The 24473-nt window shown below is 71.7% G+C and carries 29 protein-coding genes and 4 tRNA genes; 16 read left to right on the top strand and 17 right to left on the bottom strand.

Annotated elements, in window-relative coordinates:
• Positions 1-6 precede the first annotated feature (6 nt).
• Positions 7-1077, top strand: coding sequence for a PASTA domain-containing protein (locus ACE3QY_RS12330; protein WP_374456318.1), 1071 nt, complete (start codon positions 7-9; stop codon positions 1075-1077).
• Positions 1078-1138: 61 nt separating this feature from the next.
• On the opposite strand, the gene ACE3QY_RS12325 is transcribed toward ACE3QY_RS12330, so the two are convergent.
• Positions 1139-1834: a hypothetical protein gene (locus ACE3QY_RS12325; protein WP_374456317.1), complete on the bottom strand. Its 696-nt coding sequence runs from the start codon at positions 1832-1834 to the stop codon at positions 1139-1141.
• Positions 1835-1915: 81 nt separating this feature from the next.
• Here ACE3QY_RS12325 and ACE3QY_RS12320 point away from each other — a divergent pair, with 81 nt between their 5' ends.
• From ACE3QY_RS12320 to ACE3QY_RS12305, 4 genes are all read left to right on the top strand, one after another.
• Positions 1916-2020: a putative leader peptide gene (locus tag ACE3QY_RS12320; RefSeq protein ID WP_374456316.1), complete on the top strand. Its 105-nt coding sequence runs from the start codon at positions 1916-1918 to the stop codon at positions 2018-2020.
• A gap of 75 nt (positions 2021-2095) precedes the next feature.
• Complete coding sequence (locus ACE3QY_RS12315; RefSeq protein WP_374456315.1) at positions 2096-3484, top strand: dicarboxylate/amino acid:cation symporter; 1389 nt, start codon at positions 2096-2098, stop codon at positions 3482-3484.
• A gap of 78 nt (positions 3485-3562) precedes the next feature.
• Positions 3563-3639 (top strand) — tRNA-Arg (locus ACE3QY_RS12310).
• A 143-nt stretch (positions 3640-3782) separates the two neighbouring features.
• On the top strand, positions 3783-4706 hold the full coding sequence (locus tag ACE3QY_RS12305; RefSeq protein ID WP_374456314.1) for an aldo/keto reductase: 924 nt from the start codon (positions 3783-3785) through the stop codon (positions 4704-4706).
• Here the strand turns inward: ACE3QY_RS12305 and ACE3QY_RS12300 are convergent.
• The 3 genes from ACE3QY_RS12300 to ACE3QY_RS12290 are packed head-to-tail and all read right to left on the bottom strand — an operon-like array spanning position 4685 to position 7026.
• The gene (locus tag ACE3QY_RS12300; RefSeq protein WP_374456313.1) at positions 4685-5713 is read right to left on the bottom strand and encodes an adenosine deaminase; all 1029 of its coding nucleotides are present in this window, start codon (positions 5711-5713) and stop codon (positions 4685-4687) included. The genes ACE3QY_RS12305 and ACE3QY_RS12300 overlap by 22 nt on opposite strands.
• 13 nt (positions 5714-5726) lie before the next feature.
• Positions 5727-6509 (bottom strand): DsbA family protein, encoded by a 783-nt coding sequence (locus ACE3QY_RS12295; RefSeq protein ID WP_374456312.1) that lies wholly within the window; start codon positions 6507-6509, stop codon positions 5727-5729.
• Positions 6475-7026, bottom strand: a complete 552-nt coding sequence (locus ACE3QY_RS12290; RefSeq protein ID WP_374456311.1) for a MauE/DoxX family redox-associated membrane protein — start codon at positions 7024-7026, stop codon at positions 6475-6477. The genes ACE3QY_RS12295 and ACE3QY_RS12290 overlap by 35 nt, the downstream gene beginning before the upstream one ends.
• A gap of 75 nt (positions 7027-7101) precedes the next feature.
• Here ACE3QY_RS12290 and orn point away from each other — a divergent pair, with 75 nt between their 5' ends.
• Both orn and ACE3QY_RS12280 read left to right on the top strand, forming a co-directional pair.
• Positions 7102-7734: an oligoribonuclease gene (orn, locus tag ACE3QY_RS12285; RefSeq protein ID WP_374456310.1), complete on the top strand. Its 633-nt coding sequence runs from the start codon at positions 7102-7104 to the stop codon at positions 7732-7734.
• Positions 7735-7781: 47 nt separating this feature from the next.
• A tRNA-His gene (locus ACE3QY_RS12280) sits at positions 7782-7857 on the top strand.
• A 61-nt stretch (positions 7858-7918) separates the two neighbouring features.
• On the opposite strand, the gene ACE3QY_RS12275 is transcribed toward ACE3QY_RS12280, so the two are convergent.
• A complete protein-coding gene (locus ACE3QY_RS12275) occupies positions 7919-8182 on the bottom strand; it encodes a metal-sensitive transcriptional regulator (RefSeq protein ID WP_374456309.1) in 264 nt (87 codons plus the stop codon).
• A gap of 107 nt (positions 8183-8289) precedes the next feature.
• Here ACE3QY_RS12275 and ACE3QY_RS12270 point away from each other — a divergent pair, with 107 nt between their 5' ends.
• The 3 genes from ACE3QY_RS12270 to ACE3QY_RS12260 are packed head-to-tail and all read left to right on the top strand — an operon-like array spanning position 8290 to position 10746.
• Positions 8290-9705, top strand: coding sequence for a rhodanese-like domain-containing protein (locus ACE3QY_RS12270; RefSeq protein ID WP_374456308.1), 1416 nt, complete (start codon positions 8290-8292; stop codon positions 9703-9705).
• Positions 9702-10526 carry a sulfite exporter TauE/SafE family protein gene (locus tag ACE3QY_RS12265; protein WP_374456307.1) on the top strand — a complete coding sequence of 275 codons (825 nt, stop codon included), beginning with the start codon at positions 9702-9704 and terminating at the stop codon, positions 10524-10526. The genes ACE3QY_RS12270 and ACE3QY_RS12265 overlap by 4 nt, the downstream gene beginning before the upstream one ends.
• A 37-nt stretch (positions 10527-10563) precedes the next feature.
• Positions 10564-10746: a hypothetical protein gene (locus tag ACE3QY_RS12260; protein ID WP_374456306.1), complete on the top strand. Its 183-nt coding sequence runs from the start codon at positions 10564-10566 to the stop codon at positions 10744-10746.
• A 6-nt stretch (positions 10747-10752) separates the two neighbouring features.
• Here the strand turns inward: ACE3QY_RS12260 and ACE3QY_RS12255 are convergent, their stop codons facing one another.
• Together ACE3QY_RS12255 and ACE3QY_RS12250 are read right to left on the bottom strand one after the other, a co-directional pair.
• Positions 10753-11865 carry an aromatic acid exporter family protein gene (locus tag ACE3QY_RS12255; protein WP_374456305.1) on the bottom strand — a complete coding sequence of 371 codons (1113 nt, stop codon included), beginning with the start codon at positions 11863-11865 and terminating at the stop codon, positions 10753-10755.
• 58 nt (positions 11866-11923) lie between these two features.
• Positions 11924-12814: a universal stress protein gene (locus ACE3QY_RS12250; RefSeq protein ID WP_374456304.1), complete on the bottom strand. Its 891-nt coding sequence runs from the start codon at positions 12812-12814 to the stop codon at positions 11924-11926.
• Between the two features lie 163 nt (positions 12815-12977).
• Between ACE3QY_RS12250 and ACE3QY_RS12245 the strand changes: the two genes are divergently transcribed.
• The 3 genes from ACE3QY_RS12245 (at position 12978) to ACE3QY_RS12235 (ending at position 15781) form a co-directional block, all read left to right on the top strand.
• On the top strand, positions 12978-14045 hold the full coding sequence (locus ACE3QY_RS12245) for an NAD(P)-dependent alcohol dehydrogenase (protein ID WP_374456303.1): 1068 nt from the start codon (positions 12978-12980) through the stop codon (positions 14043-14045).
• Between the two features lie 17 nt (positions 14046-14062).
• Positions 14063-15631 carry a phytoene desaturase family protein gene (locus ACE3QY_RS12240; protein ID WP_374456302.1) on the top strand — a complete coding sequence of 523 codons (1569 nt, stop codon included), beginning with the start codon at positions 14063-14065 and terminating at the stop codon, positions 15629-15631.
• Positions 15632-15708: 77 nt separating this feature from the next.
• Positions 15709-15781 (top strand) — tRNA-Lys (locus tag ACE3QY_RS12235).
• 124 nt (positions 15782-15905) lie between these two features.
• Here ACE3QY_RS12235 and ACE3QY_RS12230 read toward each other — a convergent pair.
• From ACE3QY_RS12230 to ACE3QY_RS12195, 8 genes are all read right to left on the bottom strand, one after another.
• On the bottom strand, positions 15906-16052 hold the full coding sequence (locus ACE3QY_RS12230) for a GPGG-motif small membrane protein (RefSeq protein ID WP_191280429.1): 147 nt from the start codon (positions 16050-16052) through the stop codon (positions 15906-15908).
• A gap of 87 nt (positions 16053-16139) precedes the next feature.
• The gene (locus tag ACE3QY_RS12225; RefSeq protein ID WP_374456301.1) at positions 16140-18125 is read right to left on the bottom strand and encodes an NAD(P)-binding domain-containing protein; all 1986 of its coding nucleotides are present in this window, start codon (positions 18123-18125) and stop codon (positions 16140-16142) included.
• A 23-nt stretch (positions 18126-18148) separates the two neighbouring features.
• Positions 18149-18448 (bottom strand): co-chaperone GroES, encoded by a 300-nt coding sequence (locus tag ACE3QY_RS12220; RefSeq protein WP_374456300.1) that lies wholly within the window; start codon positions 18446-18448, stop codon positions 18149-18151.
• Between the two features lie 35 nt (positions 18449-18483).
• Positions 18484-18732, bottom strand: coding sequence for a DUF3618 domain-containing protein (locus tag ACE3QY_RS12215; RefSeq protein WP_374456299.1), 249 nt, complete (start codon positions 18730-18732; stop codon positions 18484-18486).
• The gene (locus tag ACE3QY_RS12210; RefSeq protein ID WP_374456298.1) at positions 18729-19484 is read right to left on the bottom strand and encodes an energy-coupling factor ABC transporter ATP-binding protein; all 756 of its coding nucleotides are present in this window, start codon (positions 19482-19484) and stop codon (positions 18729-18731) included. Before ACE3QY_RS12210 ends, ACE3QY_RS12215 begins: the two co-directional genes overlap by 4 nt.
• Entirely contained in the window at positions 19481-20161 is a 681-nt protein-coding gene (gene cbiQ, locus ACE3QY_RS12205; protein WP_374456297.1) for a cobalt ECF transporter T component CbiQ, read from the bottom strand. The genes ACE3QY_RS12210 and cbiQ overlap by 4 nt, the downstream gene beginning before the upstream one ends.
• Positions 20161-20481: a PDGLE domain-containing protein gene (locus ACE3QY_RS12200; protein WP_374456296.1), complete on the bottom strand. Its 321-nt coding sequence runs from the start codon at positions 20479-20481 to the stop codon at positions 20161-20163. The genes cbiQ and ACE3QY_RS12200 overlap by 1 nt, the downstream gene beginning before the upstream one ends.
• Entirely contained in the window at positions 20481-21167 is a 687-nt protein-coding gene (locus ACE3QY_RS12195) for an energy-coupling factor ABC transporter permease (protein ID WP_374456295.1), read from the bottom strand. The genes ACE3QY_RS12200 and ACE3QY_RS12195 overlap by 1 nt, the downstream gene beginning before the upstream one ends.
• A gap of 131 nt (positions 21168-21298) precedes the next feature.
• On the opposite strand from ACE3QY_RS12195, the gene bcp reads away from it, so the two are divergent.
• The 3 genes from bcp to ACE3QY_RS12180 all read left to right on the top strand — a co-directional run bounded on the left by bcp (position 21299) and on the right by ACE3QY_RS12180 (position 22884).
• Positions 21299-21769, top strand: a complete 471-nt coding sequence (gene bcp, locus ACE3QY_RS12190) for a thioredoxin-dependent thiol peroxidase (protein ID WP_374456294.1) — start codon at positions 21299-21301, stop codon at positions 21767-21769.
• 105 nt (positions 21770-21874) lie between these two features.
• A tRNA-Leu gene (locus ACE3QY_RS12185) sits at positions 21875-21947 on the top strand.
• Between the two features lie 61 nt (positions 21948-22008).
• Positions 22009-22884, top strand: coding sequence for a bile acid:sodium symporter family protein (locus ACE3QY_RS12180; protein WP_374456293.1), 876 nt, complete (start codon positions 22009-22011; stop codon positions 22882-22884).
• On the opposite strand, the gene rdgB is transcribed toward ACE3QY_RS12180, so the two are convergent.
• Together rdgB and rph are read right to left on the bottom strand one after the other, a co-directional pair.
• Entirely contained in the window at positions 22877-23518 is a 642-nt protein-coding gene (rdgB, locus tag ACE3QY_RS12175; RefSeq protein ID WP_374456292.1) for an RdgB/HAM1 family non-canonical purine NTP pyrophosphatase, read from the bottom strand. The two genes, ACE3QY_RS12180 and rdgB, sit on opposite strands and share 8 nt — an antisense overlap.
• The gene (rph, locus tag ACE3QY_RS12170; RefSeq protein ID WP_374456291.1) at positions 23511-24242 is read right to left on the bottom strand and encodes a ribonuclease PH; all 732 of its coding nucleotides are present in this window, start codon (positions 24240-24242) and stop codon (positions 23511-23513) included. The genes rdgB and rph overlap by 8 nt, the downstream gene beginning before the upstream one ends.
• Positions 24243-24473 lie beyond the last annotated feature (231 nt).

The following is a 24473-nucleotide window of genomic DNA, read 5'->3' as shown; positions in this document are numbered from 1 at the left end:
CCGCGCGTGCGTACCTCACTCCTCCGCCGCGGCACCGCCGCCGCCGTGCTCTCGCTCGTGTCCACAGGGCTCATCGCCTTCACCGCTCCTGCCGCCCACGCCCAGGCGACCCGCACCTGGGTCTCCGGCGTCGGCGACGACGTCAACCCCTGCTCGCGCACGGCACCGTGCAAGACCTTCGCGGGCGCGATCTCCAAGACGGCCGCCGGCGGCACGATCAGCGCGCTGGACAGCGCCGGCTTCGGCGCCGTGACGATCACCAAGTCGATCATCCTCGATGGCACGGGGACGCAGGCGTCGATCCTCGCGACCGGCACCAACGGCGTCGTCATCACGAGCGACACCGCGGACGTGGTGCTCCGCAACCTCGACATCACCGGCTCGAACCCCACGACCGGCTGCGGCGGGCTGAGCGGCGTCAGGGCCAACGCGGTGAACTCCCTGCGCCTCGACGGCGTCTCGATCTCCGGCTTCCAGCGCGGGGTCGAGCTGCCGCTCGGCACCGCCAACCCCGACGTCTTCGTCGACGTGACGCTCCACGAGGTCGACCTCGCGAACAACTGCACGGCCGGCGTCTCGGCGGAGCCGACCAACGGACGACGTACGCGCGTCGTGCTGGCCGAGTCGCACATCAGCACCTCGAACCAGGCCCTCGTCGCCGGCCCCGGCTCCGAGGCGTGGGTGTCGTCCTCGAGCCTGAGCCTGAACAACGTCGGCATCGTGAAGACCGGTGCCGCGGTCCACGACATGTGCGGCAACACGATGGTCGGCAACGCGAGCGACTCCGCCTTCACCGACGTGGCCCCCGCCTGCGCGCCCGCACCCACCCCCGCGACGGTCCAGATGCCGGTCTACGTCCCCACCCCGGTCCCGGCGACGTACTGCGTCGTGCCGCAGCTGAAGGGCCTCACCCTGGCGAAGGCCAGGACCGCCCTGACCGCCGCCCACTGCGACCTCGGCAAGGTGACGAAGGGCAAGGCCGCCAAGGCCAAGCGCGGCAAGGTGCTCAGCCAGGCCGTCCCGGCGAAGCTCGAGGTGCGCTCCGGCACCAAGGTGGCGATCAAGCTCGGCAAGTAGTCCCTGTACGGCACGAGGCCCGGTCCCCTCTCGGGGGCCGGGCCTCGTCGTGTGCGGACGGTCAGCCGCGGCGGACCTTCGGGCTGCGACCCAGGCTCTCCAGGCTCACGCCGCCCCGGAACGCGTCGTCGACGAAGCTCGCGATGTTGGCCGAGCCGTCCGCCTGCGGAGTGACCTGCGTCCGGCTCAGTCCCGCCGCGACCTTCACCCACCTCGGCGAGCCGAGGCAGGACGTGGGCGCGGACGCGGTCAGCGTGTCGGCAGCGACGTCGTAGCGGGCCCGCACCGTCCGGCAGGGCTTCTCGACCGGTCCCACCGTGACCGTGACCGCGCCGTCCTCGGACACCGTGACGGTTTCGCCGCCCCGTCCGAGCGGGGAGAGGTCGGCGATCGTGCGGCCGTCCATGACGCCGGCGGTGAGGGCGTAGCGACCTCGGGGGGTGACGATGCGGAACTCAACCGAGCTCCCGGTGGCGTCGACGAGGTCGCGGAGCTGCACCGTCAGCGTGAGGCGCTTGCGTGCGTGGTCGATCGTGGTGCGGACGACATCGGTCGACGTCTCCGCCGGAGCGTCGAGGAGGAGCGGCCCTTCCTGGGTCGAGCCGCCGAGCAGACCGCCCAGGGCGACGGCCATGTTGACGGCCTTGCCGTCACCGGCGGCGTCGTCGAAGGTCATCTGGTCGGCATGGGCTGCGGCGGGCAGGAGGAGGGCAGCAGGAGCGAGGACGGCGAGCAGCCGTGTGGCGATTCGGTTCACCCGGCGAACCCTGGGGACCGCCTGCCGACCGTGTGACAGGAACCACGGAATCCGTGGTGAGGACCACAGGTTGGGGCTGGTGTGCGCACCTCAACCTCCGTCGGGGACCTGCTGACGCAGCGTCGTGCCGTCGACCTGGTCCGCACCGGGAGCGCGCTGTGTCGCCTCCGGTGTGCCGTCGACTGACCCTGCACGTCTGATCCCGTACGTCGTCCGCACCCGCCTCGCCGTGGCGCGGTCCCGAAAGGTTATCTTTTAAGTATGAATACTTCTGTTACGGCCGCGAAGCACACCCGCTTCCGGCTCCCCTCGTTCGGCGTTCAGGTCCTGATCGGCCTGGTCCTCGGCGTGGTTCTCGGACTCATCGCCCGCAGCATCGGCGCGGACGGCGTCGACGCCTCCACCGGGGAGGTCGACCCGAACTGGCTCACGGAGACCCTCGACACCGTGGGTGGCACGTTCGTCACGCTGCTGCGCGCCGTCGTACCTCCCCTGGTCTTCCTGGCCATCGTCGCATCTATCGCCAACCTGCGCGACGTCACCGGCGCCGCCCGGCTGGCCTGGAAGACGCTGGCGTGGTTCGCCATCACCGCGCTGACCGCCGTGTCGATCGGCATCGTGCTCGGCCTGGTGCTGCAGCCCGGCGACCACACGAGCGTCACCTCCGACGCGGCGAGCGCCCCGTCGAGCACGGGCTCGTGGCTCGACTTCCTGACCGGCCTGGTGCCGGCCAACGTGCTCGGCCTCGAGGGCTACGACACCGGTGACGGCACCGTCGGCTTCTCCTTCAACGTGCTCCAGATCCTCGTGGTCTCGATCGCCGTCGGCATCGCCACCCTCAAGGTCGGCGAGGCGGCAGACCCGTTCCTCTCCTTCGTCCGCTCGGCCCTCGCCGTGGTGCAGAAGGTGCTCTGGTGGATCATCCTGCTCGCGCCGATCGCCACGATCGGCCTCCTCGGCAACGCGGTCGCGAGCTACGGCTGGGACGCGCTCGGCTCGCTCGGCATGTTCACCGTGGCGATCTACGCCGGTCTGGCGCTGGTCGTCCTCGGCGTCTACCCGACGCTGCTGCGGCTCAACGGCCTGTCCGTGAAGCAGTTCTTCTCCGGCGCGTGGCCGGCCATCTCGCTGGCCTTCGTGTCCCGCTCGTCCGTGGGCACCATGCCGCTGACCGAGTCGGTGACCGAGCGCAACCTCGGTGTGCCGCGGGCGTACGCCTCCTTCGCCGTGCCGCTCGGCGCGACCACCAAGATGGACGGCTGCGCCTCGATCTACCCGGCCATCTCCGCGATCTTCGTGGCGCAGTTCTTCGGCCTCGACCTCTCGATCACCGACTACGTCCTGATCGCCTTCGTCTCAGTCATCGGCTCGGCCGCGACCGCCGGCGTCACCGGCGCCACGGTCATGCTGACGCTGACCCTGTCGACCCTCGGCCTCCCGCTGGAGGGCGTCGGCCTGCTGCTCGCGATCGACCCGATCCTCGACATGGGCCGCACCGCGGTCAACGTCACGGGCCAGGCGCTCGTGCCCACGCTCGTGGCCAAGCGCGAGGGCATCCTCGACCAGGTGGCGTACGACGCTCCGCGCAGCGGCACGCCGTGGCGCGAGGAGACCACCGAGGTCCGGGAGCCGTCCACCGCCGCCGCCTGAGCGTGACGACGTGTTGCGATGCGGTCGCCCGGGCGGCCGCATCGCAGCACGTCGGGGCTGGGATACTGCTCCCGCCAGGCCCCCGTAGCTCAGCTGGATAGAGCGAGTCACTTCTAATGACTTGGTCGCAGGTTCGAATCCTGCCGGGGGTGCCAGTCATGCACGACCAGGCGACACGCCGTGGAGCATCCCCGATCCTCGCGTCCGGTCACGTGAGGATCTGTCCAGGCCCGGCGGAGTATGAGTTCGCCGGGCCAAGTACGTCCCGGGGCCCGCCAGCGCGAGTATCTTCGGCGCCGTGATCAACGACCTCGTCCTGGGGACCATGTACTTCGGCACCCGCACCGACCGGGACGCCTCCTTCGCGCTGCTCGACCGCTTCGTCGAGGCCGGCGGCCGGTGGATCGACACCGCGAACTGCTACGCCTTCTGGGCCCACGAGAGCGGGCACGGCGGGCAGAGCGAGATCGTCATCGGCGAGTGGCTGCGCGCCAACCCGGGCGTCCGCGAGCAGGTCGCCCTCGCGACCAAGGTCGGCGTCGAGCCGGTCGACGGCGGGGTGGAGGGCCTCTCGGCGCCGGTCGTGCGATCCGGCGCGATGGCGAGCCGCGAGCGGCTCGGGATCGAGACCATCGACCTGTTCTGGGCGCACGCGCGCGACATGGCCACCCCAATCGAGGAGACCGTCGAGGCGATGGGCATCCTCGTCGACGACGGCGTCGCGACCCGGCTGGGGCTCTCCAACCACGCCACCTGGCAGGTCGAGCGCGCCCGCGCCCACGCCATCGCGCAGGGCCTGGAGACCATCACCGCGCTCCAGCTCTCGACGTCCTACGTCGAGGCCCGCCCGGGTGCCGCCGTCGAGGGCAAGGACCACCGCTTCGGCTGGGTCACCGAGGAGACCCGTGACTACGTCGAGCAGCACCCCGAGGTCGAGGTCTGGGCCTACAGCCCGCTCATCCAGGGGTCCTACGACCGCGCCGACCGGCCGTTCCCGTCGGCCTACGACCACCCCGGTACGACGGCCCGGCTGGCCGCCCTGGGCGAGGCGGCCGGCAGGCTCGGCGTCGCACCCAGCGTGGTCGTGCTCGCGTGGCTGCTGCGCCGCGGCATCAAGCCGATCCTGGGCGTCAGCAGCCTCGAGCAGCTCGACTCGGGCCTGGCCGCCGGGGAGCTCGCGCTCGACGACGAGGCGATGGCTCAGCTCGACGCGCCGGCCTGAGCGGCGTACGCGTCGATCTCCCCGCGCACCCGCGCCTTGACGTCGTCCGGGGCGAAGGACGCCGCCACCGCCGCCCGGGCCAGGTCGGCGACCCCGGTCTCGTCGAGGCCGAGGAGGCCGGCTGCGACCTCGTAGTCGTTGTTCAGCGTGGTGGAGAACATCGGCGGGTCGTCGGAGTTGATCGTCACGGTCACGCCCGCCTCGACGAAGGTGCGCAGCGGGTGGTCCTCGATCCGGTCGACGGCGCGGGTCGCGATGTTGGAGGTGGGACACACCTCCAGCGCGATGCCCGCCTCGGCGAGGTGCGCCAGCAGCTCGGGGTCCTGGGCAGCCGAGCAGCCGTGCCCGATCCGCTCGGCGCCGAGGAGGCGCACCGACTCCCAGACGGTCTCGGGTCCGGTGGTCTCGCCGGCGTGCGGCACCGACCGGAGGCCGGCGGCGCGGGCCAGGTCGAAGTGCTCCCGGAACTGCGCGCGCGGCACGCCGATCTCCGGCCCGCCCAGGCCGAAGCCCACGAGCGCGTCGGTGCGGTGCCCGAGCGCGTACTCCAGCGTCGCGTCCGCCGCGGGGATGCCGGACTCCCCCGGGATGTCGTAGATCCAGCGCAGCACCAGCCCGAAGTCGCGCTCGGCGGCGACCCGCGCGTCCTCGATCGCCTCGGTGTAGGCCTCGATCGCGATGCCGCGGACCACGGAGGTGTACGGCGTGCAGGTGAGCTCGGCGTAGCGCAGCTTCTGGCCCTCGGCCATCTCCCGCGCGACCTCGTAGGTCAGCAGTCGGATGTCCTCCGGCGTCCGGACCAGGTCGACGACGGCGAGGTAGACGTCGATGAAGTGGGCGAAGTCGCGGAAGGTGAAGTAGTCCTTCAGCCCGTCGAGGTCGCTGGGGACCCCGGCGTCGGGGTGGCGCGCCGCGAGCTCGGAGACGATCCGCGGCGACGCCGACCCGACGTGGTGCACGTGCAGCTCGGCCTTGGGCAGGCCGGCGATGAATTCCTGGAGGCTCACGCCCGGCAGTGTGTCAGTTGCCGGTCCCGACCATGGCTTCGGCGATCTCGGCCATGGTCTGGCCCTCGACCTTCTCGCCGTCGACGAGCACGGTCGGGGTGGCGTTGATGCCGGCCTTCGACGCGGCCTCGCCCGCCGCATCGACCCAGCCCTCGAACGCCATGTCCTCGATCCCTGGGCGTACGTCGGTCTCGGTGGCGCCGGCCTCGACCGCGAGGTCGATGATCTCGTCGGTGCTCGGGAACGGCCCCTCCTCGGACGGCTGGTTGTCGAAGAGCAGGTCGTGGAACTTCTTGGCGACCTCCGGACCGGACTCGTTCAGCACGACGGCGAAGGCGTTGGCACTCTCCGGCGAGTAGTCGTCGATCCGCTCCAGGAAGGGCAGCGGGCGGTACTCGACCTTCACGTCACCGGCCTCGACGGCGGCGTCGAGCTGGTCACGCACCGTCTGCTCGAGCTGGCCGCAGAACGGGCAGAGGAAGTCCTCGTAGACGACGATCGACTTCGGGGCGTCCGCGTCGCCAACGACCATGCCGTAATTGCCGGTGGCGCCCTCGGGCGCGGTGTCCGGCTTGTCGGACCCGAGGCTGGTCACCAGGAAGTAGCCGCCGACGACCAGGGCGAGGACGGCGGCGATCAGTCCGAAGCGCGTCATCTGCTCCTTGCGCTTGGCCGCCTTGCGGCGCTCCTCCGCCTGCGCGCGGGCGCGCTCGGTCCGGGCCCGCCGGGCGTCGCGCTTGGCCGCGGTCGCGGCCTTCTCCTCAGCGGTCCTGTGCGAGGTCTTCTTCTGCGCCATCGAGGCTTCCTTCAATGTCGTGATCGGTGTCGAGATCGTGGTCGTGATCGGTGTCGTGATCGGGGGACGAGCGGAACAGGACGGTGTCGAGTGCCAGTCGCGAGCGTGGCCGGACCACCAGCCACACCGACAGGGCCAGAAGTCCCACGTCGCGGGCGATCTCGCCGGGGTACTTCGCGGCGGCATCGGGGATCTCTCCCCCGCCGCCGAAGCACCCACAGTCGATCGAGAGCCCGCGGGCCCAGGCACTGCTGATGCCGATGATGAACGCGACGAACAGCAGCGCCGAGACGGCCGACGCGCTCCGCACGAGCACGCCGAGCACGAGGCACAGGCCGATGACGACCTCGACGACCGGCAGCAGGTGTCCCACGGCAGGGACCACCGTTTCCGGGAGCAGGTCGTACGCGCGCACGGCTCGGACGCTGTCGGCGGGGTAGGGCAGCTTGAGGGCGCCCGCGACGATCCACACGCCGCCCGTCACCAGGCGCGCGACGAGGCCGAACCAGTCCTTCACATCCCGAAGGGTAGGAGGTGAGCCTGAGTCGAGCCTGAGAACGGTCGTCGGTGGAGGTCGGTAGGGTGGCGGCTCGTGAACGACAGACTGGTGTGGATCGACTGCGAGATGACCGGCCTCGACCTCGGCGCCGACGCGCTGATCGAGGTGGCGGCGCTGGTCACCGACTTCGACCTCAACGTCCTCGGCGAGGGCGTCGACGTCATCATCAAGCCGTCGCAGGAGTCGCTGGACCAGATGGTCGAGTTCGTGCGCACCATGCACGAGACGTCCGGCCTGCTCGAGGAGCTCGACAGCGGCACGACGCTCGCCGACGCCGAGGAGCAGGTGCTCTCCTACATCAAGGAGCACTGCCCCGACGGCACGCGTCCCCCGCTGGCCGGCAACACCGTGGCCACCGACCGCTCCTTCCTGGCCCGCGACATGCCGACCCTGGAGTCCTTCCTCCACTACCGGATCGTCGACGTCTCCTCGATCAAGGAGCTGTCGCGCCGCTGGTATCCGCGCGCCTACTTCTCGGCGCCGACCAAGCGCGGCAACCACCGGGCGCTGGCCGACATCCAGGAGAGCATCGAGGAGCTGCGCTACTACCGCGAGGCCGTCTTCGTGCCCCAGCCCGGTCCGGACAGCAACCAGGCCAAGGAGATCGCGGCACGGCACGGCGGGCAGCTGACCGGTCTCGGTCCCGATGCTGGATCTGGCGACTGATTGCCCTACACTTCACGTCGTCCTCGCATCCGTGCGAGCAGACGATGGTGGGTATAGCTCAGCTGGTAGAGCGCCGCCTTGTGGTGGCGGATGTCGCGGGTTCGAGTCCCGTTACTCACCCCAAGAGATCGAGCCCCCGACCTGAGTGGTCGGGGGCTCGATCCGTCTGCGGCAGATGACCGGGTCACGCCAGCGACAGGAAGAGCTTCTCCATCTTCTTCACGTCGACGGAGTCCACGCCGTCGCCCTCGGCGAGGCACTGCTGGAGCCCGCTCGCGACGATCGCGAAGCCGGCGCGGTCGAGGGCCTTGGACACGGCTGCGAGCTGCATGACGACGTCCTCGCACTCGCGGCCGTCCTCGAGCAGCTTGAGCACGCCCGCGAGTTGGCCCTGGGCGCGCTTGATGCGGTTGATGACCGGCTTCATCGATGTCGGGTCGAGCTCCATCTGTCCTCCTGTGACGAGAATACCCCCGGGGGTGTTTTGCCTTCGGGCGTTATACCCCCTAGGGTATCTCTCGAACGGCGAGAGCTCAACGCACAGGAAGGCATCGCATGTCACACCAGACCTCCGCGATCCCCGTCGGGGACGCAGCCCAGCGCGACCTCTCCGTCCTCCCGATCGAGACCCCGACCCTGGGCGACCGGAGCTACCTCGTCCACGACGGCGAGGTGGCCTTCGTGGTCGACCCGCAGCGCGACATCGACCGCGTCCTCGACCTGCTCGAGGAGCACGGCGTGCGCCTGACCCACGTCTTCGAGACCCACATCCACAACGACTACGTCACCGGTGGCCTCGCGCTCGCGCAACGCAGCGGTGCCCAGTACCTCGTGAATGGCGAGGACGACGTGTCCTTCGTCCGCACCCCCGTGGCGGACGGGCAGGTCGTCGAGGTGGGTGGACGTATGCGCGTCACTGCGCTGGCAACCCCCGGCCACACGTTCACCCACCTCTCCTACGCCCTGACCGACGCCACTCGTGGCGAGCAGGTCGCGGTGTTCTCCGGCGGCTCGCTGCTCTACGGCGCCACCGGCAGGCCCGACCTCCTCGGCCCCGAGCACACCCACGACCTCGTGCGCCACCAGCACGCCTCCGCCCACAGGCTGGCCGAGCTCCTGCCCGACGAGGCCGAGGTCTACCCGACGCACGGCTTCGGCTCGTTCTGCTCCGCCACGCAGTCCGACGCCACGTCCTCGACGATCGGGCAGGAGAAGCAGGCCAACCCGGTCCTCACCCAGGACGAGCAGACCTACGTCGACGAGCTCCTCGCCGGGCTCGGCGCCTACCCGACCTACTACGCGCACATGGCGCCCGCCAACGCCGACGGGCCGGCCGAGCCCGACCTGTCCCTGCCCTCGGTCGCCGACGCGGCCGAGCTGCGCCGTCGGATCGAGGCCGGTGAGTGGGTGGTCGACCTGCGCAGCCGTACGGCGTTCGCGGCCGGCCACGCGCCCGGCACGCTCAACTTCGGTCTCGACGGCAGCTTCGCGACCTACCTCGGCTGGCTCATCACCTGGGGCACCCCGATCACCCTGCTCGGCGAGACCGCTGACGACGTCGCCGAGGCCCAGCGCGAGCTGGTCCGCATCGGGATCGACCGCCCGGCCGCGCACGCCACCGGCGGACCGGAGGACTGGTCGGACCGCGAGCTGAGCTCCTTCCCGACCGCGACCTTCGCCGACCTCGCCCAGGTGCGCCACCACCGCGAGGTGGTCGTCCTGGACGTCCGCCGCGCCGACGAGCACGACAAGGCCCGCATCGCCGGTGCCGTCAACATCCCGATCCACGAGCTCCCGCAGCGCCTGGGTGACGTCCCGGCCGGTGAGGTGTGGGTCCACTGCGCCGGTGGCTACCGCGCGTCGGTCGCCGCGTCCTTCCTCTCGGCCGCCGGAACGAAGCTCGTCGCGGTTGACGACAGCTTCGACAACGCCGAGAAGGTCGGACTCCACCTGGTGGGACCGGAGGCGTGACCTTCGCCCTCGCCGTCGTCGCCGGCGCGCTCATCGGGCTCAGCCTGGGCGCGCTCGGCGGCGGCGGATCGATCCTGGCCGTCCCCGTCCTCCTCATACTCGGACAGACCGCGACGCAGGCCACCACCGGGTCGCTGGTCGTCGTGGGCGTCACCTCCCTCGCGGGTGCCGTGACCGCCCACCGTGCCGGGAACGTGCTCCTGGCACGTGGTGTCGCGTTCGGCGCGGTGGCCATCGGCGGCGCGGTCCTCGGTGCGCACGCGTCCGCCGCCGTGCCTGAGCCGGTGCTGCTCGCCGCCTTTGCCGGCCTGATGCTCGTCGTCGCGAGCCTGATGACCGCCCGGCAGCTGCGCAACCGCCGCGACACCTCGGCGAGCGCCCATGCGGACCGACCGCGCCTCGACGACCCGATCATCACGTTCAGCCCCACCTTCATGTGCCAGTGCCCGCGCGCCCTGAAGGTGCTCGTCACCGCCACTGTCGTGGGGCTCCTCACCGGCTTCCTCGGCGTCGGCGGAGGCTTCCTCGTCGTCCCCGCCCTCACCCTGGCGCTCGCCCTCCCGATGGGGTACGCCGCCGGCACTTCGCTGGTCGTCATCACCATCACCAGCACCGCCGCTCTCGCCACCCGCGCAGGCACCGGCATCGCCCCGGACTGGTGGCTCGTCGCCGCCCTCACCGTCACTGCCGTGGCCGGCTCCGTCGCCGGCGCCCGCATCGCGGCCCGCGCCGACACCCGCGGGCTGTCCGCCGCCTTCACGGCCCTCGTCGTCTCGGTCGCTGCATGCACCGCGGTCGCCGCGCTACCCGCGCTCACCTGATCCCCACACCCGACACCCACACAGAACGGAGCACGACATGTGCCGAGCAGTCCGATGCAAGACCTGCGGCAGGACCACCTGGGCCGGCTGCGGCCAGCACGTCAGCCAGGTCCGGGCGGGCGTGCCCGCGAAGGACTGGTGCAACGGCCAGCACACCCCGGCCGAGAAGGCGGCAGCCGGCTCCGATGGGGGCTTCCTGGCCCGGCTCTTCGGCCGCTGAGCGCCCTCAGGGCTGGTCGACGCCGCCCATCCGGCTGGGGATCCTGATGTTCAGCGGACGGCCGCGGATGGGGTTGGCCGCGGCCACCTCGTCGAGCGAGTCGACGATGTTGCGCAGGTTGATGATCAGCGCGCCGTAGACCGGCCACTGGGGCGACCTCTGCGTGGACCGCAGCTCGTCGCTGAACTCCTGGAGCCGTCGGCGTACGTCGACCAGCGCGGCGGGGTCCGCCTCCACGGCCGCCCGGCCGGCGTCGCGCAGCATGTCGATCCACCGGAGGGCGAACCGCTCGTCGAGCGCGCTGCGCTGGGCCTGGGCGCCGAGCGTACGGGCCAGGCTCCTGGTCTCCGCGACCGACTGCTCGAGCCGGCGCAGCAGCCCGTGCCACTGCTGGGGATCACGCATCGTGCGCGCCGAGCGGCGAGGGTTCATCCGGGCGCTCTCCTGCGCCTGCCTGACCAGCGCCCAGGCGTGGTCCAGGTCCTCGTCGATCTCGCGCGTGCGCTCGACCCACTCCTGGGCCTCCTCGACGCCGGCGCCGGCCGCCAGCCCGTCGGCCATCTCGGCCAGGAGCTCGCCCACGCCGTCGTCGACGCGGTCCAGCGCCTTCGCCGCGGTGTGCCGGCGCAGCGGCGGCCAGACCAGGGCGTTGACCGCCAGCCCGACCACGACGCCGATGGCGGTGTCGAACAGCCGCGAGATCAGCATGATGTCGCTGTCGAAGCCGGTCGTGAGGACGACCAGCCCGGTGGTGGCGATCGTGGTGGCCTCGGCGCCGAGCCAGGGCACCGCGCCGAGCACGAGCGACACCACGAGGAGCACCGCGATCGCCGTCGTCGTCAAGCCGAGCGCCTCGCCCACGGCTGAGGCCAGCACCACCGCCACGACTGTGGCGGCCACCTGCTGGGAGCCCTTGGAGAAGGTCCGGTAGACCGTGGCATGCACGACCAGCAGGGCCGCCCACGGCGCCAGGAACGGCTGGGGCAGGTCGAGCACGCTCGCCGCGATCACCCAGGCCACGACGGCGGCGAGCACCGTCTTCACCAGCTGGAGGACGTCATTCCACCAGACCGGGTCGCTGAGCCTGTCGTCGACCCGCTCCCGGATCGTCTCCCACATGCCGACCCCTCCTCCCCGATCGACCCTACGGGCCGGGAGGTGGGGGTCGGGCACCTCCCTAGCGGCGTACCTCCGGCGCCGCCAGGAGCACGGGGCAGGTCGCCTCGCGCAGCACGGCGCGCGCCACGCCGCCGATGTGGGAGCCGACGGGGAGCAAGGGGTCGTGGCGGCCGATGACCAGGAGCTCGGCATCGGTGGTCGCCTCCATCAGCGCCTCCACCGCGCCACCGCGGCGCACGCGGACATCGGCCTCGATGGCCACCTCGAGGTCGCCGAGGGCGTCGAGGGCGGAGCAGATCTCGGCACGCGAGCGGTCCGTCCACCGCTGTTGCTCCTCCGGGCTGATCCGCAGCCCGTCGTAGGGGTCGGGCAGCGACCACGCGTGCACGACCCTCAGGGACGCACCCAGCGCCTTGGCCTGCGCCGTGGCCGCGGCCAGGACGGCGGCCGAGCGCTCGGGCACGTCGACCCCGACAACCACCACGGGGTCGCCACCGGACGGCTTCCAGCCGGTCGGCACCGCGACGACGGGCACGCGGGTGTGCGCGGCCACGCCACCGGCGATGGTCCGGTTCACCAGCCGCGCCAGGCGGGACAGGTGGCGGTGCTCCAGCACGACCAGCCTGGCCTCCTTGGCCGCGCGCACCAGCACCGGGACGGGCGCGCCGCGGTGCAGCACCTCGACGACCGGGACCAGCCCGTGGACGACGTCCTCGGCCTGCTCGGCGGCCAGCGCGAGGCTCTCGCGGCCGAACTTCTCCACGCCCTCCGCGGTGATCAGCACCGTCTCGGGCCCCTGCGGGACCACAGGGACGGCGTGCACGAGGTGCAGCGGGCAGCCGGCGCGCAGCGCCTCCTCGGCGCCGTAGCGGACGGCGGACCTCACGTCGTCGTGACCCACGGCGACCACGACGGGCGGTGCCGTGGTGCTGTCCGAGTGCTCGATCATGGCGTCCTCCTCGGGTCGCTGGGGTGATCTCCCACCTCCACGGTCCCCCGTGCATGCCGCGACACCTAGGGACCAAGGGCCTCAGCACCAGCGCCGAGCGACCCTGATCCGACGCCCTCCGCGGCGGGATGCTGGGAGGGTCCCGACGAGCGAGGAGGATCCCGTGAAGGCGCTGCGACTGAACAGCTGGAAGAGCGAGGCGGTGCTCGAGGACGTCCCGGTCCCCGAGCCGGGCCCCGGACAGGTCCTGGTCCAGGTCGGCGCCGCCGGCGCCTGCCACTCCGACCTGCACCTGATGCACGAGTTCGCGCCGGGCGTCCTGCCGTGGTCGCCCCCCTTCACGCTCGGCCACGAGAACGCCGGCTGGGTGCACACGCTCGGTGAGGGCGTCACCGAGCTCGAGGTCGGGCAGCCCGTCGCCGTCGTCGGCGCCTGGGGCTGCGGCCACTGCGAGCACTGCCTCGCGGGGCTCGAGACGTACTGCGAGAGACCCGACCGTGCGCCCGTCCCAGGCGGCGGCGGTGGTCTCGGCCTCGACGGCGGCATGGCCGAGTTCCTGCTGGTGCCGTCCGTGCGACACCTCGTCCCGCTCCCGGACGGGCTCGAGGTCGTCGACGCCGCGCCGCTGACCGACGCCGCGCTGACGCCGTACCACGCCGTACGCCGCTCGCTCGGCAAGCTCGGCCCCGGCGCCACCGCCCTGGTGATCGGCGTCGGCGGGCTCGGCCACCTCGGCGTGCAGGTCCTCAAGGCCGTGTGCGCAGCCCGCGTCATCGCGATCGACGGGCGCGAGGAGGCGCGCGAGCACGCCGTCGCGCTGGGGGCCGACCTGGCCATGGCGCCGGGTGCGGACACCGCCGCGCAGGTGCGGGCCGCGACGTTCGAGGGCCGCGGCGTCGACGTCGTGCTCGACTTCGTCGGCTCCGACGAGACCCTGGCGACGGCCGCGCAGGTCATGCGCCAGATGGGCGACCTCACGATCGTCGGCATCGCCGGCGGCACCCTGCCGGTGTCGTTCTTCGGCCTGCCCTACGAGACGAGCGTGCAGACGACCTACTGGGGCAACCGCCAGGAGCTCGTCGAGGTGCTCGAGCTGGCCGCCCGTGGCCTGCTCCGCGCCGAGTCGACGATCTACACCCTGGACGACGCGCTCAGCGCCTACCGCGACCTCGAGCACGGCAACGTGCGCGGACGCGCGGTCGTCGTGCCCAACGACTCCTTCAGCGGCTGAGGGTCTACGTTGGCCCGGTGACTCCCGGGAACAGCAGCTATGACGTCGTCGTGGTCGGCGGCGGCCACAACGGACTGGTCGGCGCCGCCTACCTCGCGCGCGCCGGCCTCAGCGTCTGCGTCCTCGAGCGACTGGGCCACACGGGAGGAGCCGCCGTCTCCGTCGAGCCGTTCTCCGGCCAGCCCGCCCGGCTCTCGCGGTACTCCTACCTCGTGAGCCTGATGCCCGAGCAGCTGATGGCCGACCTGGACCTCGACGTGCGGCTGGCCTCGCGCACCACGGCGTCGTACACGCCCTGGGTGCGCGGCGACCGCACCGGTGGCCTGCTCGTCGAGCGTCCCGAGGGCGAGGCGACGCGCGCGTCGTTCCGCGAGCTCACCGGCGGCGACGACGAGTACGCCGCGTGGCAGGCGTTCTACGCCGAGGTCGGCCGCCTCGCCGAGGCGGTCTCCCCCACCCTGATGCAGCCGCTCCCCCTCGAGCGCGACGTGCGCTCGCTGGTCGACGAGCGGATCTGGGACGAGGTCGTCGCCGAGCCGCTGGGTCGTGCCATCACGTCCCGCTTCACCGACGACACCGTCCGCGGCGTCGTCGCCACCGACGCCCTCATCGGCACCTTCGCGTCGCTGGACGACCCCTCGCTGATCCAGAACCGGTGCTTCCTCTACCACCTGATCGGCAACGGCACCGGCGAGTGGCGGGTGCCCGTCGGGGGGATGGGATCGGTCACCGACGCGCTGGCGAAGGCCGCCGTCGAGGCGGGCGCCGAGATCGTCACCGGAGCTGGCGTGAGCGCCATCGCCGCCGGCCCGGACGGCGCGGAGGTCACGTTCCACGACGGCTCCGAGCAGCGCTCGGTGACCGGTCGCCGGGTGCTGTCGGGCGTCGCCCCGTGGGTGCTGCGCATCCTGCTCGGCGAGGGCGAGGACGCCGAGACCAAGCCCGCCGGCTCGCAGCTGAAGATCAACTTCCTCCTCGACCGCCTCCCCCGGCTGCGCTCCGGCGCCGACCCCGAGGTCGCCTTCGCCGGCACGCTCCACCTCGCCGAGGACTACACCCAGCTCGAGAGGGCGTACGACGCCGCGGCCGGCGGTGCGGTGCCCGACCCGATGCCGGGCGAGGTCTACTGCCACAGCCTCACCGACCCCTCGATCCTCGGCGACCGGGCTGGCTCGGCGCACACGTTGACGTACTTCGGGCTGCACACTCCGGCCGCCCTCTTCGACGCCGACCCGTCGGCGCGTGACGTGGCGACCGCCCGCGCGCTGGCGTCCCTCGACGCCGTGCTCGCCGAGCCGATCGCGGACTGCCTGGCCACCGACGCCGACGGCAACCCCTGCCTCGAGGCGAAGATCCCGCAGGACGTGGAGAAGGACCTCGCCATGCCGGGCGGCCACATCTTCCACGGCGACCTGGAGTGGCCGTGGGCGCCCAACCGCGCCCGCCTCGACACCCCCGCGCAGCAGTGGGGCGTGCAGACCGAGCACGACGCGGTGCTGCTGTGCGGTTCGGGCGCCCGACGCGGCGGCGCCGTCTCCGGGCTCGGTGGCCACAACGCCGCGCAGGCCGTCCTGGCCGCGCTCTAGGCAGCCGCGGGAGGAGGGTGCCCCTCGATTTCGCGCGCTGGTCGGGGCGCGGTAATGTTGTCCTCGCTTCACCGCCTGCGCCATTAGCTCAATTGGCAGAGCAGCTGACTCTTAATCAGCGGGTTCGGGGTTCGAGTCCCTGATGGCGTACAGAAGCCGAGAGCCGGTCCTTCGGGGCCGGCTCTCGGCGTCTTCCGACGTGCCGCACGCTCAAGGCCTAGGAACAGCGAGGAGCCGGTCCCTCGGGGACCGGCTCCTCGCGTCTTGCGGGGTGCTACTTCGTGAACAGGCTGACTCCACCCGGGCCGACCAGCAGGCCGACGATGATCAGGACGATGCCCCAGAGCATCTGGCCCCGGATCAGCGAGACGATGCCGGACACCACGAGGATGACGGCAAGGATCCACAGCAGAAATGCCATTGCTTGCTCCCTTCGGTTGCGCGTTCAACCTAGCCGTCGGAGGACGACGCAGAAAGGCAGCCACACCCCTAGGGTGGGAGGCCCGGATCAGCCCTCCTCGCGCAACCGCGGCGGCGTGAATCCCTCCGGCTTGAAACCGGTCTTGTCGGCGTAGAACTCGCGCAGCACGTCCATGTCGGCGGAGACGTCGCCGGTCGGGTGGAAGGTCGGGCCCCAGCCGACGGTGCGCGAGGGCACGTCGAGGAACGCCAACGTGATCGGCAGCCCGGTCTGCTGGGCGATCCGGTAGAAGCCGGACTTCCAGTACTCCCCCCGCGAGCGCGTGCCCTCCGCGGCGATCCCGAGCAGCCAGGGGTCGTCCCCCTCGGCCTCGGCCAGCAGGTCCTTGACGGTCGCGGCGGGGTTCTTGCGGTCCAGCTCCACCGCACCCGTACGCCGCAGCAGCCAGCCGAGCGGGCCGACGAAGAGCTCCTGCTTGACCAGCAGGCGGATCGTGATGCCGTAGCGCCAGGCCAGCAGGAGGGTCAGCACCCAGTCCCAGTTCGAGGTGTGGGGCGCGCCGACGAGCACGCCGCGCTGCGGCACCTCTCCGACGGCCTTCCACCGGACCGCGCGCAGCGCGACACCTGCGAACGCCCGGCGGACGCGGGCGCCACCGGTCGGCACCGGCGCGGGCGTCGGCACCGCGGCGAGCGGGGCGCGGGCCGCACCGGCGCGCTCGCGACCCTGCTTGCGCTCGCGGTCGAGGTCCCACAGGTAGTGGTCGAAGTCGACCTCCATGGTGTGGCGGGGCGACGCGTAGAACTGCTTCGTGTCGCGCTCGTGGTCCGCGGCCATCTGGCGCCGGATCACCGCGTCGGACGGCGGCAGGTAGCCACCGCCGAGCATCTCCGCGATCCACGCGGACTGGGCCTCGGCGAGCGGCATGACCGCGCCGATCGGCTGCAGCAGCCCGAGGAAGAACAGGCCCGGCAGGTCGGGGTGCACCGCGCGCTTCCACAGCGGCAGGTCGTTGGCCTCGACGGAGACCAGGTCGGGCTTGAGGAACGGGAAGCTCACCTTGTAGCCGGTGGCCCACACGATCAGGTCGGCCGGTGCGCTGGAGCCGTCGACGAAAACGACGCGGTCTCGCTCGAGGCGCTCGATGGCCGGCTTCGCGGTCGCCGCGCCCGCGGCCAGCCGCTCGCGGATCTTCTCCGACTGGACCGGGTGGGACTGGCCGGGCTTGTGGGTGGGCGCGGGCAGGCCGTACTTCGTCATGCTGCCGGCGGCCGTGGCGCCGACCCGCAGCCTGGCCGCGGTGACCCACCACGGCAGCCAGCCCGGCAGGGCGACCTGGTCGCTCGGCTTGCCGAGGAAGAACTTCCGCAGCACCCACTCGGTGCGGCGCACCGACCACGTCGTCGTACGCGCGCGGTAGGACGACTCGACGGCGATGTCCATGGCGGAGTTGCCGGCACCGACCACGACGACGTCGCGGCCCTCGAGCTGGTCGCCGGAGCGGTAGTCGTGGGCGTGGATCTGCTCGCCGTCGAAGTCACCCGGGTAGGCCGGCTCGGGCCACCGCGCGTCCCAGTGGTGGCCGTTGGCGACCAGCACGGCGTCGTACGTCCGCGTCTCGGTGCCGCCCGGGCCGGTGATCCGGACCTCCCACCGGCCGTCGGCGGCACGGGAGACGTCCTCGACGGTCGTGTCGAAGGTGATCGTGTGGCGGAACCCGAAGTGGTCGACGTACTTCTCGAAGTAGGCGTGGACCTGGTCGTGGCGGGCGTAGGGCGGGTAGTCCTCCGGCATCGGGAAGTCGGAGTACGCCATCCGCGGGCACGAGGTGTTGATCTCGAGGGTGTCGTAGCAGGCCGACTGGCCGTTGGAGTTGTCGTACACCCAGGTGCCGCCGATGTCGCTCCCCTTCTCGAAGCAGTCGAAGGGGATGCCGGCGAGGTAGAGGTGCTTGGCGGCCGTGATGCCGGAGGAGCCGGCGCCGATGACGCACGCGCGGGGCAGCGACGCGTCGACCGGGACGGGCGCGGTGACCGCCGCGGCGCGGTGCGACTGCTTGACGAGGTAGGCCATCGGGCGCTCCTGGCTGGGAAGGGCTAGAGGTAGAGACCGGTCGAGCCGCCGTCGAGGCGCTCGGCGGCCACGGCGTGCACGTCACGCTCGCGCATGACGACGTAGACCTCGCCGTGGACCTCGACCTCGGCCTTGTCCTCGGGGTCGAAGAGGACCCGGTCGCCGATCTCGACGGCCCGGGCGTGCGGCCCGACGGCGATCACCCGGGACCAGGCGAGACGGCGCGCACCCATCGCGGCGGTCGCGGGGATGACGATCCCGCCGGTCGACCGGCGCTCGCCGGCCTCCTTGTCGACCTCGACCAGGAGGCGGTCGTGCAGCATCTTGATCGGGGCGGACCCGCCCCCGGTCGGCGTGCTCAGCTCGCGACCTTGCGGACGACGGCGAACAGCACGATGACGCCCACCACGGCGCCGGCGGCCTTGAGGATGTTGTCGGTGCGCGGGGCACCGCTCTCGAGGTCGACGAAGTGGGACTTCACCGTCGTCACCTGGCGCCCGACGATCGTCTTGGGGTGGGCACGGTAGGCGAGCTGGTCGATGGTCGAGGCCAGGCGCTGGCGCGTCTCCTCGATCTCGCGCTCGAGCGCGCTCATGTCCTGGGTCACCCGGGAAGGCTATCAATGCGGCGCGGGTCGAAACCCCAGGGCAGCTCGAGCCGGTGGGCCGCCATCAGCGCGTCGTCGGTGAGCACGTCGAAGGTCGGACGGTCGGCCACGACGACCCCCTCGCTGAGCACCACGCTCCGCGGGCACAGCTCCAGGGCGTAGGGAAGGTCGTGGGTGACCATCAGCACGGTGACGTCGAGGCCGCGCAGGATGTCGGCGAGCTCGCGACGTGACGCCGGGTCGAGGTTGGAGGACGGCTCGTCGAGCACGAGGACCTCCGGCTCCATCGCCAGCACGGTCGCCACGGCAACGCGCCGGCGCTGGCCGTACGACAGGTGGTGGGGCGGGCGGTCCACGAAGGCCGTCATGCCCACCTTCTCCAGCGCCTCCATCACCCGGCGGTCGAGCTCGGCACCCGTGAGCCCGAGGTTGGCCGGACCGAAGGCGACGTCCTGGCGGACCGTGCCGAGGAAGAGCTGGTCGTCGGGGTCCTGGAAGACGATCCCGACGCGCCGCCGGATCTCCTTGAGGTGCTGCTTGACCACGGGGAGGCCGCTCACCGCGACCGAGCCCCGGCCGGCGGTGAGGATGCCGTTGAGGTGGAGCACCAGGGTCGTCTTGCCGGCACCGTTGGGGCCGAGCAGGGCGACCCGCTCGCCCTGGTGGACGTGCAGGTCGACGCCGAACAGCGCCTGGTGGCCGTCGGGATAGGCGAAGGCCAGCCCACGTACGTCGAGGACCGGGGTGCTCATCGACCCTCCACGGTGGGCAACCTGCCGTCGTACCCACGGGACAGCATGGCGAGGTGGACCCGCTCCCCGCGCTCGTAGGACCGGATGAAGAGCGCGCCCAGCGAGCGGGCCAGCACCGGCCAGTGGCGCGGCGACCGCGGGTCGCACCCGCGCGAGCGGAGCGCGGTCATCATCCGCGCGAGCTCGTCGGTCACCACGTCGAGGTAGCGGATCATGAAGCCCATGATCTGCACGACCAGGTCGGGCATCCGCAGGCGCTGGAGGCCTTGGAGCAGGTCCTGGGGCTCGGTCGTCGCGGCCAGGGTGAGCGACGCGAGGACGCCGATGCTGCCCTTGACGAGGAGCGCGACGCCCGCCGCGAGACCCGTCTCGGAGACGGTGAGGCCGAGCACCTCCGTGCGGGGGCCGTGGGCGATGAACGGCATGAGCACGGCGAAGACGGCGAACGGCGCCTCGACGACCATCCGCGGCAGCAGGTAGGTCAGGGGCACCCGGGACAGCGCGATCACGCCGAGCAGGACGGCCAGCTCGAGGGCGAAGAAGGCGTACGCCTCCCGCGGGGTCGCGACGACGACGAGCATGAACCCCAGCAGCGCGAGCACCTTGAGGTGCGCCGGCGCGCGGTGGACGGGGCTGTGGCCGTGGAAGTGCAGCCGGTGGCCGTGCCCGGCGCCCATCAGGCGTCCGCGTGGTCGGAGGCGTCCCGGGGCTCGCGGCGGCGGATCACCCAGAAGAGGCCGGTGCTGAGGACGAGCATGACGACGACGCCGATCACTCCGGCGACACCGCCGCTGAGGCGGGCGTCGTCGATGCCGGAGGTCTGGTAGTCGGCCAGCGGGCTGTCCGAGGTCGGCGAGTCCTTCGCGGAGTCGAGGAAGCCGGTCTGCTCGGCGACGTACTCGAGGCCGTCGGGGTGCGCGGAGGCGTAGTAGCTGGCCACACCCGCGACGAGCAGGCTCAGGATCAACGCGACGGCGAAGAAGCGGCGGGTGCTCATCAGACGTCGACCTTCCGGGTCTCGAGGACGCGCTCGGCGATCAGGGGCCTCGCACCGTGCACGAGGTCGGGGCGTGCCCTGACCACGCTGCCGACGACCAGCCCGGTGACGACCGCCTCGCCGATGCCGATGACCGTGTGCCAGCCGAGCATCGCCGTGGCGACGGCGCCGAGGTCGACGGGCGCCTGGCCGCCGATCGCGAAGAGGCCCGTGAAGACGAGGGCCGCGACCGGGACGCTCACCAGCGCGCCGACCGCTGCGGCGGGCGCGACGACGGAGAGCCGCGCCGGCAGCAGCGCGCGCAGGGCGGCGAAGACACCCCACCCGACGACGACCGTGACGATGCCGATCAGGGTGATGTTGGTGCCGAGCGCGGTGATGCCCCCGTCGGCCATCAGCAGGCCCTGCACCAGGAGCACGACCGACAGGCAGAGCACCGCGGTCCACGGCCCGACGAGGACGGCGGCGAGCGCACCTCCCATCAGGTGCCCGCTGGTGCCGGCGCCGACCGGGAAGTTGATCATCTGGGCGGCGAAGACGAACGTCGCGACCAGCCCGGCCATCGGCGCGGTGCGGTCGTCGAGCTCGCGGCGCGCACCGCGCAGCGAGACCGCGACGGCGGCCGCCGCGACGACGCCCGTCGCCACCGAGGTGGGGGCGTCGAGGAACCCGTCAGGCACGTGCACGTCGTTGCTCCTGTGCTGGTTTGATGTCTGGTGGCCGACCCGGATCCCCCGATGCCGCGCCGGCACCCCTCGACCTTATTGCAAACCTGTTGCAACAACCACACCGGCCCAACTCGAGCCCAGGAGCCCCCATGTCCGACCGCCTCACCATCGGAGACGCAGCGCCCGACTTCACGCTCACCAGCGACGCCGAGGAGCAGGTGTCGCTGTCGGACCTGCGCGGCAAGAAGGTGATCGTCTACTTCTACCCCGCCGCGATGACCCCCGGCTGCACGAAGCAGGCGTGCGACTTCTCCGACTCCCTCGACTCGCTGCGCGGCGCCGGCTACGAGGTCCTCGGCATCTCCAAGGACAAGCCGGCCAAGCTCGCCAAGTTCCGCGAGCGCGACAGCCTGACCCTCACCCTCCTGTCCGACGAGGACCTCACGGTGCACCGGGCCTACGGGGCGTACGGCACCAAGAAGCTCTACGGCAAGGAGGTCGAGGGCGTGCTCCGCTCGACCTTCGTCATCGACGAGGCCGGCAACGTCGAGCTCGCCCAGTACAACGTGAAGGCCACCGGCCACGTCGCCAAGCTGCGCCGGGACCTCGGCCTCGACTGAGGGCGTACGCCGCATGGCCCGGACCGCCGCACGTGTCCGACGTGTCGCCCTCGGGACCCACCGCGGAGGGCGACATCCCGGACACGTGTGAGGATTGGACCCCTCGCGCTCGTAGCCCAACGGCAGAGGCACCGCGTTTAGGGCGCGGCCAGTGAGAGTTCGAATCTCTCCGAGCGCACGCAGCACCAAGTTCGCGCGAGTCACTCCCCTGTGACCGCCGTCACCACTAGGGTCCGCGCATGGACTCAGCGCTGACCACCGTCGGACTGCCGCTCGCGCTCGCGATCATCATGTTCGGGCTCGGCCTGGACCTGACCGTCGGCGACTTCAAGCGCGTGGGCCGCGCGCCGAAGGCCGTGGCCGTCGCCCTGGCCTGCCAGATTGTGCTGCTTCCGGCGATCTGCTTCGGACTGGTGGTGCTGTTCGACCTGCCCGCCCTGCTCGGGATCGGCATGCTGCTGCTCGCCGCGTCGCCGGGCGGCACGACCGCCAACCTGTTCAGCCACCTCTTCCGCGGCGACGTCGCGCTCAACATCACCCTGACGGCGATCAACACCGTCATCGCGGTCGTCACGCTCCCCCTCATCACCGGGTTCGCCATCGCGTACTTCGACCGCCAGGACGACGTGTCGATGCCGTTGGTCGAGATCGTGAAGGTGTTCGCCCTGATCCTCGTGCCCGTGGGCATCGGCATGCTGGTCAACCACCGCGCCCCCGGCTTCGCCCGGCGCATGGACAAGTCCGTCCGCATCGGCTCGGCGGTGATCCTGGCGATCCTCGTGCTCGGGATCCTGCTGGACCAGCTCGAGAACGTCGGGGACTACCTCGCCGACGTCGGCCTGATCGCCGCGATCTTCTGCGCGGTCAGCCTCGTCGTCGGCTACGTCGTGCCGAAGGCGTTCGGCGTCACGGGCCCGCAGGCGATCGCCTCCTCGATGGAGGTCGGCGTGCACAACGCGACGCTCGCCATCTTCGTCGCCGTCGAGGTGCTCGACGAGGTCGAGATCTCGGTGCCGGCGGCCGTCTACTCGCTGATCATGTTCCTGTTCGCGGCGCTCTGGGGCATGTGGGTCAGCAAGCAGGTCGGCGCGCGGGAGGACGTGCCGGTCAGCTGAGGTCCGCCGCCACCTGCGGTGCGAGCTCGCGGAGCGCGCGGCCGCGGTGGGAGATGCGGTCCTTCTCGGCCGGGTCGAGCTCGGCGGAGGTGAGTCCGTCGGCGTCGTGCTCGACGGCGACGAAGACCACGTCGTAGCCGAACCCGCCGCTCCCCCGCACCTCGCGGATGATGCGGCCGTCCATCCGGCCCTCGACGACCCGCTCGCGCCCGTCGGGCATCACCCACGCGACGGCGCAGGCGAAGTGCGCGCCGCGACGCTCGTCGGGGACGTCGTCGAGCTGGTCGAGCAGGAGCGCGTTGTTCCGCTTGTCGCTCTTGGGCTGGCCCGACCACCGCGCGGACAGCACGCCGGGCATCCCGTTGAGCGCGTCGACGCACAGCCCGCTGTCGTCGGCGATGGACGGCAGACCCGTGGCCGCGACCCCGGCCCGCGCCTTGAGCAGCGCGTTGCCCTCGAAGGTCGGCTGGTCCTCGACGGGCTCGACGTAGCCGTCGACGTCGTCGATGCCCAGCACCTCGATGTCGGGCACGTGCTCGGCCAGGATCCGCTGCATCTCGGTGATCTTCTTGGCGTTGGCCGAGGCGAGGAAGACGCGTGGTTTCGAGGCTCGCTGCGCTCGCACCTCAACCACCGAGAAGAGCTTCCTGCTGCAGGCGGGTCAGGTCGGCGCAGCCCTTCTCGGCCAGCGCGAGCAGGGCGTCGAGCTCGGCGCGGTCGAAGGCAGCGCCCTCGGCGGTGCCCTGCACCTCGACGAACTTCCCGTCGCCGGTCATCACGACGTTCATGTCGGTCTCGGCGCGGACGTCCTCGACGTAGGGCAGGTCGAGGCGTGGCGCGCCGTCGATGATGCCGACGCTGACCGCGGCGACCGACCCGGTGAGCGGCTCGCCGGTCAGCGCGCCGTTGGCCCGCAGGTGCGCGACGGCGTCGGCGAGGGCGACGTAGGCCCCGGTGATCGCGGCCGTGCGGGTGCCGCCGTCGGCCTGGAGCACGTCGCAGTCGAGGACGATCGTGTTCTCGCCGAGCGCCTGGTAGTCGATGACGGCGCGCAGCGAGCGGCCGATCAGCCGCGAGATCTCGTGCGTGCGCCCGCCGATGCGGCCCTTGACCGACTCGCGGTCGGAGCGGGTGTTGGTCGATGCCGGGAGCATGGCGTACTCGGCGGTGACCCAGCCCAGGCCGGAGCCCTTGCGCCACCGCGGGACGCCCTCGGAGGCCGACGCGGCGCACAGCACCTTGGTGCCACCGAACTCGATCAGCACGGAGCCGGCCGCGTGGTCGAGCCAGTTGCGGGTGATGGTGATCGGGCGGAGCTCGTCGTCGGCGCGACCGTCTGCACGGGGGGTCGAAGTCATGGCTCGACCCTAGAGGCTGGCACAGACGAAGCCGGGTCCGGTCACCCCCGTGAGTCACCGGACCCGGCTCACAGGTCCCTACCCCCGTGGGACCAGTACTACGCGCGGCCCCACGCCGCGCAGCTCCCTCCACGCGGTGGTACGCCAAGACTGGCCGCCCGCGGATCGCCCGCGCATCCTCCCGGAGGCGATGGCACGTGCGACCAAAGTAGGAATTCCGGTCGCTACCCT

The organism is Nocardioides sp. (assembly GCF_041913365.1).
Lineage (GTDB): Bacteria > Actinomycetota > Actinomycetes > Propionibacteriales > Nocardioidaceae > Nocardioides.
This window is presented reverse-complemented; position numbering and strand designations above follow the sequence as displayed.

Bases quoted from the DNA above. Each gene is read 5' to 3' on its own strand.
- ACE3QY_RS12180 (WP_374456293.1), top strand. From the start codon at position 22,009: ATGGACTCAGCGCTGACCACCGTCGGACTGCCGCTCGCGCTCGCGATC.
- ACE3QY_RS12260 (WP_374456306.1), top strand. From the start codon at position 10,564: ATGTGCCGAGCAGTCCGATGCAAGACCTGCGGCAGGACCACCTGGGCC.
- bcp (WP_374456294.1), top strand. From the start codon at position 21,299: ATGTCCGACCGCCTCACCATCGGAGACGCAGCGCCCGACTTCACGCTC.
- ACE3QY_RS12270 (WP_374456308.1), top strand. From the start codon at position 8,290: ATGTCACACCAGACCTCCGCGATCCCCGTCGGGGACGCAGCCCAGCGC.
- ACE3QY_RS12220 (WP_374456300.1), bottom strand. From the start codon at position 18,448: ATGCTGCACGACCGCCTCCTGGTCGAGGTCGACAAGGAGGCCGGCGAG.
- ACE3QY_RS12210 (WP_374456298.1), bottom strand. From the start codon at position 19,484: ATGAGCACCCCGGTCCTCGACGTACGTGGGCTGGCCTTCGCCTATCCC.
- ACE3QY_RS12200 (WP_374456296.1), bottom strand. From the start codon at position 20,481: ATGAGCACCCGCCGCTTCTTCGCCGTCGCGTTGATCCTGAGCCTGCTC.
- ACE3QY_RS12255 (WP_374456305.1), bottom strand. From the start codon at position 11,865: ATGTGGGAGACGATCCGGGAGCGGGTCGACGACAGGCTCAGCGACCCG.
- ACE3QY_RS12230 (WP_191280429.1), bottom strand. From the start codon at position 16,052: ATGGCATTTCTGCTGTGGATCCTTGCCGTCATCCTCGTGGTGTCCGGC.
- ACE3QY_RS12295 (WP_374456312.1), bottom strand. From the start codon at position 6,509: ATGGCGCAGAAGAAGACCTCGCACAGGACCGCTGAGGAGAAGGCCGCG.
- ACE3QY_RS12225 (WP_374456301.1), bottom strand. From the start codon at position 18,125: ATGGCCTACCTCGTCAAGCAGTCGCACCGCGCCGCGGCGGTCACCGCG.
- rph (WP_374456291.1), bottom strand. From the start codon at position 24,242: ATGACTTCGACCCCCCGTGCAGACGGTCGCGCCGACGACGAGCTCCGC.
- ACE3QY_RS12275 (WP_374456309.1), bottom strand. From the start codon at position 8,182: ATGGAGCTCGACCCGACATCGATGAAGCCGGTCATCAACCGCATCAAG.
- ACE3QY_RS12315 (WP_374456315.1), top strand. From the start codon at position 2,096: ATGAATACTTCTGTTACGGCCGCGAAGCACACCCGCTTCCGGCTCCCC.
- cbiQ (WP_374456297.1), bottom strand. From the start codon at position 20,161: ATGGGCGCCGGGCACGGCCACCGGCTGCACTTCCACGGCCACAGCCCC.
- ACE3QY_RS12250 (WP_374456304.1), bottom strand. From the start codon at position 12,814: ATGATCGAGCACTCGGACAGCACCACGGCACCGCCCGTCGTGGTCGCC.